The sequence below is a fragment of the Arthrobacter sp. 05N428_2 genome (assembly GCF_056397065.1).
In genome coordinates this window covers 24,939-35,795 of the sequence record NZ_JBFTMR010000013.1, presented here as the reverse complement: position 1 = coordinate 35,795, position 10,857 = coordinate 24,939, and the positions used below count along the sequence as shown (strand labels likewise).

General features: G+C 69.1%; 11 protein-coding genes. 6 read left to right on the top strand and 5 right to left on the bottom strand.

Features of this window, described 5'->3' with window-relative positions; all coding sequences use genetic code 11:
- Window positions 1–12: 12 nt before the first annotated feature.
- Window positions 13–1,173 carry an Rv2578c family radical SAM protein gene (locus AC1DGI_RS14270; RefSeq protein ID WP_476899313.1) on the bottom strand — a complete coding sequence of 387 codons (1,161 nt, stop codon included), beginning with the start codon at window positions 1,171–1,173 and terminating at the stop codon, window positions 13–15.
- Window positions 1,174–1,266: 93 nt separating this feature from the next.
- Here AC1DGI_RS14270 and pcp point away from each other — a divergent pair, with 93 nt between their 5' ends.
- Window positions 1,267–1,908, top strand: a complete 642-nt coding sequence (gene pcp, locus AC1DGI_RS14265; RefSeq protein WP_441399950.1) for a pyroglutamyl-peptidase I — start codon at window positions 1,267–1,269, stop codon at window positions 1,906–1,908.
- Between the two features lie 21 nt (window positions 1,909–1,929).
- Here the strand turns inward: pcp and AC1DGI_RS14260 are convergent, their stop codons facing one another.
- From AC1DGI_RS14260 to AC1DGI_RS14250, 3 genes are all read right to left on the bottom strand, one after another.
- Window positions 1,930–2,568 carry an SIMPL domain-containing protein gene (locus AC1DGI_RS14260; RefSeq protein WP_476899312.1) on the bottom strand — a complete coding sequence of 213 codons (639 nt, stop codon included), beginning with the start codon at window positions 2,566–2,568 and terminating at the stop codon, window positions 1,930–1,932.
- Between the two features lies 1 nt (window position 2,569).
- Window positions 2,570–3,049 carry an eCIS core domain-containing protein gene (locus AC1DGI_RS14255; RefSeq protein WP_476899311.1) on the bottom strand — a complete coding sequence of 160 codons (480 nt, stop codon included), beginning with the start codon at window positions 3,047–3,049 and terminating at the stop codon, window positions 2,570–2,572.
- A 143-nt stretch (window positions 3,050–3,192) separates the two neighbouring features.
- Window positions 3,193–3,648, bottom strand: a complete 456-nt coding sequence (locus tag AC1DGI_RS14250; RefSeq protein WP_476899310.1) for a hypothetical protein — start codon at window positions 3,646–3,648, stop codon at window positions 3,193–3,195.
- Between the two features lie 163 nt (window positions 3,649–3,811).
- On the opposite strand from AC1DGI_RS14250, the gene AC1DGI_RS14245 reads away from it, so the two are divergent.
- The 5 genes from AC1DGI_RS14245 to AC1DGI_RS14225 all read left to right on the top strand — a co-directional run bounded on the left by AC1DGI_RS14245 (window position 3,812) and on the right by AC1DGI_RS14225 (window position 9,460).
- A complete protein-coding gene (locus AC1DGI_RS14245) occupies window positions 3,812–4,258 on the top strand; it encodes a group III truncated hemoglobin (protein WP_476899309.1) in 447 nt (148 codons plus the stop codon).
- The gene (locus AC1DGI_RS14240) at window positions 4,242–4,943 is read left to right on the top strand and encodes a helix-turn-helix transcriptional regulator (RefSeq protein WP_476899308.1); all 702 of its coding nucleotides are present in this window, start codon (window positions 4,242–4,244) and stop codon (window positions 4,941–4,943) included. The genes AC1DGI_RS14245 and AC1DGI_RS14240 overlap by 17 nt, the downstream gene beginning before the upstream one ends.
- Window positions 4,944–5,099: 156 nt before the next feature.
- Complete coding sequence (pheS, locus tag AC1DGI_RS14235) at window positions 5,100–6,161, top strand: phenylalanine--tRNA ligase subunit alpha (protein ID WP_441399944.1); 1,062 nt, start codon at window positions 5,100–5,102, stop codon at window positions 6,159–6,161.
- 2 nt (window positions 6,162–6,163) lie between these two features.
- Window positions 6,164–8,707: a phenylalanine--tRNA ligase subunit beta gene (gene pheT / locus AC1DGI_RS14230; RefSeq protein ID WP_476899307.1), complete on the top strand. Its 2,544-nt coding sequence runs from the start codon at window positions 6,164–6,166 to the stop codon at window positions 8,705–8,707.
- Window positions 8,708–8,749: 42 nt separating this feature from the next.
- The gene (locus AC1DGI_RS14225; RefSeq protein WP_476899306.1) at window positions 8,750–9,460 is read left to right on the top strand and encodes a 4'-phosphopantetheinyl transferase family protein; all 711 of its coding nucleotides are present in this window, start codon (window positions 8,750–8,752) and stop codon (window positions 9,458–9,460) included.
- Between the two features lie 11 nt (window positions 9,461–9,471).
- Here the strand turns inward: AC1DGI_RS14225 and AC1DGI_RS14220 are convergent, their stop codons facing one another.
- On the bottom strand, window positions 9,472–10,836 hold the full coding sequence (locus tag AC1DGI_RS14220) for a M1 family metallopeptidase (RefSeq protein ID WP_476899305.1): 1,365 nt from the start codon (window positions 10,834–10,836) through the stop codon (window positions 9,472–9,474).
- Between the last annotated feature and the right edge of the window lie 21 nt (window positions 10,837–10,857).

The following is a 10,857-nucleotide window of genomic DNA, read 5'->3' as shown; positions in this document are numbered from 1 at the left end:
AAGCCGCGGTGCTCAGAACAGGGTGGGCTGAGCGGCCCCCGTGCCGGGGGCGGCATGGGCCGCAGGCACCTTGCCTGCGAACTCTCGCTGCGCGGCCGGGTCGGGGATGCTGCCCGCAGGGTACTGGGCTTCCTCGTCGCGGGGATCATCGTTCAGGTCCCGGTGGCTGAAACCGGCGGAGCCGAGGAAGCCGTCCCGGGACTTGAAGAACCGGATCCGGCCGGCGAGCCAGGCCCGGTATTCCTTGGAGGCGTAGGAACCGCTGCCGTACAGCCGCCGGTACTTGCCTTCGAGCTGCGGGTGCTCCTTTGCGATCCACTGCATGAACCACTCCCGGGTGCCAGGCTTGAGATAGAGCGCTCCGGCCGTGACGCCGGTGGCACCGGCCGCCGCGAGCGCGCCGAAGAGCGAATCCAGCGCCTCGTCGGAGTCGGAGAGCCAGGGCAGGATGGGCATTGCCATCACCCCGCAGGGAAGCCCTGCTTCACGCAGCCGGGACACCAGCTTCAGCCGGGCTCGAGGCCCCGGAGTTCCGGGCTCCACCGCCTCGGACAGCCCTTCATCGGTCATCGCCAGCGAGATCCCCACACCCACCGGGACCTGGGCTGCCGCGTGCTTGAGCAGCGGGATGTCACGGGCCAGCAGCGTGCCCTTGGTGAGGATGGACAGGGGAGTGCCGGAATCCGCCAGGGCGCCGATGATGCCGGGCATCAGTTGGTACCGGCCTTCGGCGCGTTGGTACGGGTCCGTGTTGGTGCCGAGGGCGACATGCCGGCGCTGCCAGGAGGGTTTGGCGAGCTCCTTGCGCAGGACCTCGGGGGCGTTGATCTTGACCACCACCTGGCTGTCGAAGTCCAGGCCGGCGTCGAAGTCCAGGTAGGTGTGGGTTTTGCGGGCGAAGCAGTAGACGCAGGCGTGGCTGCAGCCGCGGTACGGGTTCACCGTCCACTCGAACGGCATCCGGGAACCGGCGGCCACCTTGTTGAGCACCGATTTGGCGGTGACCTCATGGAAAGTGACCCCGGTGAACTCGGGGGTGGAGACGGAGCGCACCAGTCCGGCCAGTGGCAGCAACGCGGGAGCGGCCGGGCCCGCTCCGGAGGGCGAGCCGCCTGCGGGGGGCTCGCCAGCCACGGCATCGGCTGGTTTGAGTGCCTGCGCGTCCCATCTCATGACTATATTCGAATATATGTTCGATCATAAGTCAAGGACCTCAGGTCGAAGTGGCGGTGCCGGCGCAGAACGTGGCGTTGCTAGGCTGGGCCCATGATTCTCCTGACCGGGTTCGAACCGTTTGGCGGCGAAACCACCAATCCCTCCTGGACGGCGGCGCGCGGAGCCGCGGCCTTGCTTCAAGCCGAGGGGCACGAGGTCGCGGCGGTGGAGCTGCCCTGCGTCTTCGGGGACGCCATCGCCGTCCTGCAAACGGCCTTGTCGGAGCACCACCCGGAGCTCGTCGTCTGCGCGGGCCAGGCCGGGGGCAGGGCCCGCATCTCGCTGGAACGGATCGCGATCAACTGCGATGACGCACGGATCCCGGACAACGCGGGCAACGCCCCAGTCGACGAGCCGGTGGTCCCAGGCGGACCCGCGGCCTACTTCAGTACTCTGCCGGTGAAGGCGGTCCTGGCGGCGCTGGGCTCGGCCGGCATTCCCGCCGAGGTCTCGCAGACAGCCGGGACCTACGTCTGCAATCATGTCTTCTACGGCCTGATGCACGCCCTCCGGCTCGCTCCCGCCACCCGCGGCGGCTTTGTCCATGTCCCGTACGCGCCGGACCAGATCCCGCCGGATAGCGGCCTGGCCTCGCTGCCGCTGGAGCAAATGACGCAGGCGCTCGCCGTCGTCGTCCGGGCCGCGCTGGCGACGACGGCGGACCTCAAGCTCGCCGCCGGCGCGACACACTAGGGCGATCCGCGGGGCTGCAGCTCAGTCGAACAGCTCCCAGACGACGGCGACGGCAGCGGTGACGCTGGAGCCGCCCGCTTCGACGGTCAGCGGCTCCGATGCCACGGCGCGCTGCATCGCGGCGAGCGGAACCGGCGGCCCCATGCAGGACTGCTGGGTTACCGAGAGGGCGCTGCCCAGCCGGGCACCGGCCAGCGAGGCGAAGTGTTCGGCGGCCGTGCGGGCGTCGTGCCATGCCGCCTCCCGGGCCTGGGCTTGGACCGCAGTGGGATCCGCAAAGCCGAACTCCAGTCCGTTGAGGCGTACGTCGTCCCCGCCGGCGGCCACCGCGGCGGCAATGAGCCCGGAGGCTGCAGGCAGGTCGCGAAGCCGGACGGYGAGCGTGCTGGAGGCTACATATCCGGAGATCAGCTGGCCGCGGCCTTCCTGCCAGCTGACCTCGGCCCGGACGTTCAGCCCGGAGGTGGTGATGTCTGGATTTCCGACGCCGTGATCCCGGAGGACGGCCGTGATCGCGGACGAGGCGCGGGCGGCATCCCGGTACGCCGCGTCCACGCCCGGGCGCCGGCATTCGACGCCGAGGGAAAGCGTCAGCAGATCCGGCGCGGCCTCCGCAGTGCCGGAGCCGGTAACCGAGATGGACCTGGGATTTTCCGTCATGTTATGCCTCGTTCCGTTCGGCGGCCGTGCCTGGCCGTGCCTGCAGTGGGCGTGGGCGAGTGTCCGGATGACTTCCTGGGTGGGCTGGCGGGTAGCCGCCGGCCTGGAGCCCGGCGTGCCGCTCAAAGAAATTGGCCGATCCGGGGTTGCCTGTCCGCACCAGGGACCAGGCCGCCGCCAGGAAGTACAACGGAAGAAACGGCACCCCGAGGCACCAGGCGTACTGGGTGGCGTGCCGATCTTCGTGTCCCAGCAGTTCCGGGTTGCCCATGGCCTCCGCCGCCCCGGCGCGGAAGATCACCACATTGCCCACGGTGAACGCCGCCGCGAACGGCAGGCGCCAGCGGTAGCCGGCGGCCAGGAGCAGGCCGCGCGGACCGGGGCGGAGCCCGGTCCGGGCGCAGGCGGCCAGCAGCAGCCCCAGCGGCGTCGATGCGTTCAGCAGGTTGGCAAGCTGCCGCAGCCGCTGTCCGGGAGTCATGAGGCCATGCTAGCGGGGCACCTGCCCGCGGGATACGACGCGGGCCGGTCCGGCAGGCACGTCGTTCCTGTCCGACGGCGCAGGCACGAAAATTGCGCTGCCATGCACGACCCAGGACCGTCCGGGACTGCTTGGAGGAATTCTCAGGGGTGTGCGGCGCGCAGATGGCTCAGAACCAGTCCGACGGGGACACTTACGACCAATACAACGTAGAAAGCCCGAAGGAGTGCGGCCCTCATTGGCCGTTGGGCGTGGCGTGTTCGGGCCCCGGCGAGGACCAGCCCTGCGACAAGCAGGAGGCCGCCGGCATCTGTGATGAGCGGGATGGAAAGGAGCGCTCCGACGATGACCAGGGCGTTGCCGGTGTTCCAGCAGCCGAACAGCGCCCACCCCTGTGCCGGTCGAACCGGTTCCGCACCGAGGAACCGGCGTTGGTTGCTGATGGCGCATTGGGCCACGCCGCAGACGAGCACGAGGTAGGCGGCAAGCCAGCTGCCGCGGTCGAAGTGCAAGGGGCCCGCGATTGCGGCGACCAGACCGCCGAGCACGATGAAGCCAACGCCGGCTGCATGGCCGACTCGCTCGGGGACCCCGTTCATGCCAGGGACGCGGCCGAGATTTGGAGCCGCAAGGTTTCCGGACGACGGTCGAGGCAGCTGACCATAAGGCGTGCCGGGGTCCCTCGCAGTCATTGTTCATCCTCCGTGGTCTTGAATGTGCTTTAAAAGTAACATCATCATTTCTATTCGCTACACTGGTCCCATGAACGGAGACCTGAAGGATCGGTCCGATGTCGCCCGGCTGGTCGAGGAGTTCTACCGACGCGCCTTTGCCGACCCGCTGATCGGGCCTATCTTCACGGATATCGCCAGGATGGATCTCGATCATCACCTGCCGCTCATGTGCGACTTCTGGGAGACCGTGCTGTTCCGCGCGGGCCTCTACCGCCGCAACGCCCTTCAGGTGCATCTGGTGCTTAACGCCCGTTTTCCGTTGCAGCAGGAACACTTCGAACGGTGGCTCGTTCTGTGGGTTGCGAACGTCGACGAGCACTTCGCCGGTGCGAAGGCTGACCTCGCTAAGGTCCAGGCCAGGCGCATTGCCGGGTCCATCCACCGGCGGGTTCAGGGCCGTCCCGGCAGCGATTTCGAGACCCTGAAGCCGCGCTGGGCCCACGAGGAGGAATCGGCGCATGCCCGCGGGAACTGAAGCGGAGGAACAGCCCGGGCGTTCAGCGCCGGGCAGCAACCGGAGGAATGAGACCTACCACGCCGCGTTGGCGTCGCACACGCGGCGGCGTGTCCTCGATGCCTTGGCCGGTTCGCCCGGGCCAGTGGACGCGCAAGCCATCGCCGGCGTACTGGAACTGCACGTTTCCACGGTCCGGTTCCACCTGGACCACCTCGAGGAGGTGCGCCTTGTCCGGCGCGAATCCGGCGGCGACCGGCGCCGCGGCCGCCCGCGTGTGCTGTATACGGCCGTCCTCGAGGCCGAAAGCGACGGGGATTCGCGGGAGCAGTTGATCGAGGTGCTTGCCGGAGCCCTCGCACACAGCGACGTGGACCAGGGACGGGGCCGCGCCATTAGCGCCGGCCGTACCTGGGCACGCGGACTCGTGCCCGAACGCTCCGATTCCGACAATCCACGTAGCGGGCTCATTGAGGTTCTTGGCAGGCTCGGTTTCGACCCGGCGGCAGACGGTGACGTCATCCAGCTGCGGGGGTGCCCGTTCCGCGACGCCGCGAGGCGGCACCCGCACGTTGTCTGTTCGGTCCACCTCGGACTCGTGCAACAGTTACTCGACGGAGACGGCGACGGCGACGGCCACGCGCCGCCGGACGTGCGTCTGCTCCCTTTCGTTCAGCCTAATCTTTGCCTCATCACCCTGCCCTGAGCCCGTTCGGGCTGCCGGACGGCTTCAACTAGACTGAAGGGGAGCGCCCGCCGGAACGATTTTGGCGAGCCCTGCCCTTTGTCAACGCACTGGTCCCTGCCCCTGTTGAAGGTCCTGTGCCGTTGGCATGAACCGACTCGTAGCTAAGAACAGTAGATGACTGAAACTTTGCCGGGCGCAGCCGTCCCGAACCCTCTGGATGAAGCCGCCATCACCGCCGCCGTAGACCAAGCCGTCGCCGCCATTGCCGCGGCCTCGACGCTCGATGAACTCAAGGCCGTGCGGCTCGCCCACGCCGGGGAAAAGTCCGCGCTGAGCCTGGCCAACCGCGAAATCGGCGGCCTGCCCAAGGACCAGAAGGCCGCCGCCGGCAAGCTGATGGGCGCCTCCCGCGGACGCGTCAACAAGGCGCTCGCGGACCGCACCGTCGAGCTCGAAGCGGAGAACGACGCCCGCATCCTGGTCGAGGAAACCGTCGACGTCACGGCCGCCCCGCGCCGCCGCCGTGCCGGCGCCCGGCACCCGCTGTCCACGCTGCAGGACCGCGTCGCAGACATCTTCGTCGGGATGGGCTGGGAAATCGCCGAGGGTCCCGAGGTCGAGTCGGAGTGGTTCAACTTCGATGCGCTGAACTTCAAGCCGGACCACCCGGCCCGCGAAATGCAGGACACCTTCTTTGTGGAGCCGCCCGAGGCCCACCTGCTGATGCGCACCCACACCTCCCCGGTGCAGGTCCGCTCGATGCTGGAACGCGAAGTCCCGATCTACGTGCTGTGCCCGGGCAAGGTCTTCCGCACGGACGAGCTTGACGCCACCCACACCCCGGTATTCCACCAGTTCGAGGGCCTGGCGATCGACAAAAAGCTCAGCATGGCGGACCTGCGCGGCACCCTGGAACACTTCGCCCGGCAGATGTTCGGTGACGAGGCCCAAATCCGGCTGCGCCCCAACTACTTCCCGTTCACCGAGCCGTCCGCGGAGCTGGACATCTGGCACCCGGGCGCCAAGGGCGGTCCTCGCTGGATCGAATGGGGCGGCTGCGGCATGGTCAACCCCAACGTGCTGCGCGCCGCCGGCATCGATCCGGACGTCTATTCAGGTTTTGCCTTCGGCATGGGCATTGAACGCACCCTTATGTTCCGCAATGAGGTCGGCGACATGCGCGACATGATCGAAGGCGATGTACGTTTCAGCGAGCACTTCGGGATGGAGATCTAACCGTGCGTATCCCACTTTCCTGGCTGCGTGAATTTGCAGCCGTACCGGCCGGAGCGACGGCCGAAGACGTGATGGAAGACCTGGTCAAGGTCGGCTTTGAAGAGGAAGCGGTCCACCGTCCCACGGACGCCCTCCAGGGCCCGATCGTGGTGGGCCAGGTGCTGAGCCTGGTGAAGGAGCCGCAGTCAAACGGCAAGACCATCAACTGGTGCCAGGTCCGGGTCGTCCCGGAAGGACAGCAGCAGACCAAGACGGGCGAGGGCATTGATCCTTCCGGTGTCCAGGGCATCATCTGCGGCGCCCACAACTTCGTGGAAGGCGACAAGGTGGTGGTCACCCTGCCCGGGGCCGTGCTGCCCGGGGACTTCCGCATTTCCGCCCGCAAGACCTACGGGCACCTCTCCGCCGGCATGATCGCCTCCGTCCGTGAGCTCGGCATCGGCGAAGACCACGACGGCATCCTGGTCCTGTCCCGGATCGGCCTGGACCCGGAAATCGGCACCGACGCCATGAACCTGCTGGACCTCTACGACCAGGCCGCGGAAATCAACGTCACGCCGGACCGCGGCTATGCGTTCTCCATCCGCGGCGTGGCCCGGGAATACGCCCACGCCACCGGCACGCCCTTCACCGATCCGGCGTCCCGGGTACAGCCGCCCGCGGAACTGTCGGGCGGCTACGGCGTGAAGCTCAACGACGACGCACCGATCTACGGCAAGGCCGGCTGCGACCGCTTCGTGGCCCGCACCGTCCGCGGCATCGACGCCACCCGGCCGACGCCGCCATGGATGAGCTCCCGGCTCCGGCTCGCCGGCATCCGGTCCATCTCGCTGCCGGTCGATATCTCCAACTACGTCATGCTGGAACTGGGCCAGCCGCTGCACTTCTACGACCAGGACAAGCTCTCCGGCGAGATCGTGGTCCGCCGCGCCGTCGCCGGCGAAACGCTCAAGACCCTCGACGGCAAGGAACGGACGCTCGACGTCGAGGACCTCCTGATCACGGACGGCTCCGGCCCGATCGGCGTCGCCGGCGTGATGGGCGGCGCCGCCACGGAGGTCAGCGACGCGACGTCGACCATCCTGATCGAGGCGGCGCACTTCGAGGAAGTCTCGATCGCCCGCTCGCGCCGCCGCCACAAGCTCCCGTCCGAGGCGTCCAAGCGCTTCGAACGCGGGGTTGACTGGCACGTCGCCCACGTGGCCGCCCAACGCGCCGTCGACCTGCTGGTTGAACTCGCCGGCGGCACCGCCGTGGCCGAGGGAACCGACGTCGGTACCGCGCCGGACGTGGCCGCCGTCGAGCTGCCAGCAGCCTTCGCCGCGGAGCGCATCGGCATCGACTTCACCGAGGAACAGATCCTCACCTCGCTGCAGGACCTGGGCGCCGTCGTGGAAAGGACCGCCGGCGGATTCAGCGTCACGGCGCCGAGCTGGCGCAACGACCTGGAAACCAAGGAAGACCTCTCGGAGGAAATCGCCCGGCTGGTCGGCTACGACCAGATCCCCGCGACGCTGCCGGTAGCACCCCCGGGCCGGGGCCTGACCCGCGTGCAGCAGCAGCGCCGCCGGCTGATCCAGGCGCTGGCCGACGCCGGCCTCACCGAGGTGATGGCGTACCCGTTCGTTTCCAAGGACGCCAACGACACCTTTGGCGCCGCGGCGGCCGGCTCGGAGCGGAAGGCACTGAAGCTGGCCAACCCGATCAGCGAGGAGCACGGCTACCTGCGGACCTCCGTCCTGCCGGGCCTGATCGAGGTCGCCAAGCGCAACCACTCCCGCGGCTTCCGCGATCTCGCGCTCTTCGAAACCGGGCTGGTCTTCCTGCCCGGCGCCACGCTGGGCACCGGCTCCATCCCGCCGCTGGGCGCCAAGCCGTCCGAGGACGTGCTGGACGCCCTGTACGACGGGGTCCCGGAGCAGCCGCTTCACCTCGCCGCGGTGCTGACGGGCCACGATTCACCGGCCGCGCCGGCGCACACTCCCCGTGCCTGGGATTGGGCCGACGCGCTGGACATCGCCCGGCTCGCCGGTGACGTCCTCGGCGTCGAACTGGTGGTCAGCCAGGGCCAGCACCAGGCGTTCCACCCGGGACGGGCCGCGCAGCTGGCGCTGCGCAGCGGCGAAGTGGTGGGCCATGCCGGCGAACTGCACCCGAAGCTGCTCGCGGCGCACGACATGCCGGCCCGCTCGGTGGCGCTGGAACTAAACGCGGACGCCCTGTTCGACGCCGCCGCCGATGTGATCGTCGCCCGGCACATCTCCAGCTACCCAGTCGCCACCCAGGACGTCGCCCTCGTGGTGGCTGCCGACGTCGCCGCGGATGAGGTACTGGCTGCCCTGCGCGACGGCGCGGGGGAGCTGCTCGAGGAGGTGTCCCTGTTTGATGTCTACGCGGGCAAGGGCATCGAGGACGGCAAGAAGTCGCTCGCGTTCAACCTGCGCTTCCGCGCCGAGGACCGTACCTTGACCGCGGACGAAGCCTCGGCCGCCCGCGACAGCGCGGTCGCCGCCGCCCACGAGCGCTTTGGCGCCGTGCAGCGCTAGCGCCCTGCAGTACGCAGTACGCAACACCGGAAGGGCGGGACCATGGCATCGCAACTGATCGTGCGGGCCGTCCCGCCCTTCCGCGTATCCGGGACCCCCGGTGCCGCGGCCCGCGAGCTGCCGGACTCGGCCCGTGAGCTGCTGGACTCGGCCCGTGAGCTGCTGGACGACGTCGAACTCCGCCGTGCCCGGGAACTGGAACCTCTTCCGCGGGCGGCGTTCCTGGCCGGCCGGCTGGCCCAGCGGCGTTTCGCCGCGGAACTGCTGGACGTACCGCCGTCGGACCTCACGGCCGCGTACGACTGCCCGGAGTGCGGCCCCGGCGTCGCGCACGGCCGGCCGGGATACACGCTCGGCGGTACGCCGGCGCCGTTACTGCTGAGCCTTTCGCGCAGCGCAGGCTGGGTCCTGCTGGCAGCCGTGCAGCACCCGGCTCCCGGACAAGGCCTCGGCGTCGACGTGCAGGATCCGGCGGGCACGGATTTCGACGGCTTCAACGAGGTAGCGCTGGGGCCGGCGGAACGTGAGAGCCTTCGAGGCCTCGCCGGGGCGGAGCTGATGACCGGACGGGCCCGGCTCTGGGCCCGCAAGGAGGCCTGGCTCAAGCTGCGCGGCACCGGGCTGAGGGTCGCTCCGGACACCGTGGAAGTGCTGGACCGCCCCGGCATCCGGGACCTGTCGTCCGCCGAATCCGGCCTGCCGGCACGATTTGCCGCCGCAGTCGCCCTGTCCCGGCTTCCGGGACAGACGTAGCGTCCCGGGGGTCAGCCGGCCGGCAGCGGCGGCAACGCCTCTTCGTACAGCCAAGGGTGCAGCACGGCCTCGGCGTCCATCCCGGTGGCCCGGTCCGCGGCCAGAATGAAATCCTCGGTGCTGACCGAGCCGTGCCGGTGGCTGCCGGTCCAGTCGTGCAGGAGGGCGAAGAAGGCCAGATCGCCGCACCGGAGGCGTACCGCGTGCAGGGCGAGGGCGCCGCGCTTGTAGACGCGGTCATCAAACATTAGTTCCGGCCCCGGGTCGCCGATCAGCAGGTCCTGGTCCTCCCGGTTCAGCGTCCGCCAGGCCGCCTTGGCCCGGTCGGCCACGGACATCACTCCGGCCTCCTCGGACCAGATCCACTCCGCGTAGCAGGCGAAGCCCTCGTGCAGCCAGATGTCCCTCCACGAGGCCGCCGTCAGCGAATTCCCGAACCATTGGTGGGACAGCTCGTGGGCGATCAGCCGTTGCGATTCCCAGCCGGTGCTCAGGTGGTTGCGGCCGAAAATGGACAGGGACTGGGCTTCCAGCGGGATTTCCAGGGCGTCCTCGGTCACCACCACGGTGTACCCCGGAAACGGGTACGGTCCGAAGCAGTTGGTGAAGGTGCGCATCATCTGGGGCTGTCGGGCGAGCCCGGCACGGGCCTCGGCGGCCAGCTCGACCGGCACCGCTGCGGTCTGGGCGACGTCGCCGGCGGGCCGGCCCGGGTTGAGCTGCAGCAGTTCGTACCGGCCGAGCTGGACCGTGGCGAGGTAGCTGGCCATCGGCTCGGCCTGTTCATAGACCCAGGTTTCGCGGCTGGACCGGGCCTGGTGCGAGACGAGGACGCCGTTGCAGACGGCCCGGTAGTTGGCGTCGGTGGTGACTGAGATGCGGTAGCTGGCTTTGTCCCGCGGGTGGTCGTTGCAGGGGAACCACGACGCCGCGCCGTTGGGCTGGCCCGCGACCAGGACACCGTCGCTCAGCTCCTCCCAGCCCACCTCGCCCCACAGCCCGCGGCGGGGTGCCGGATTGCCGTCGTACCGGATGTCCAGGGTGAATTCGTCTCCAGGCAGCAGCGCCGTGTCCGGGACCACGACCAGCTGCTCGGCCCGCTGGGTGAACTTGCGCACCTTCCGGCCGGGCATCAGCACCTTGGTGGCCCGCAACCCGGTCAGGTCCAGGACTATGGCCGAGCTCTGGCGCCGGGCGACCGCGTGCAGTGTCGCCCGGCCGCTGAGGTGGTTGCTGTTGATCCGGTAATCGAGCTCCAGTTCGTAGCGCGTGACGCGGTAGACGTCGGTGCCGTGGCCGGGCATGTACGGATCGGGGGCGGCCGCGGGTATTTCTGCGGGCAGCTCCTCGGCGGCGGCTGATGCGGTTTGACTCATGGTCGGCCTTCGGTGGTAGCG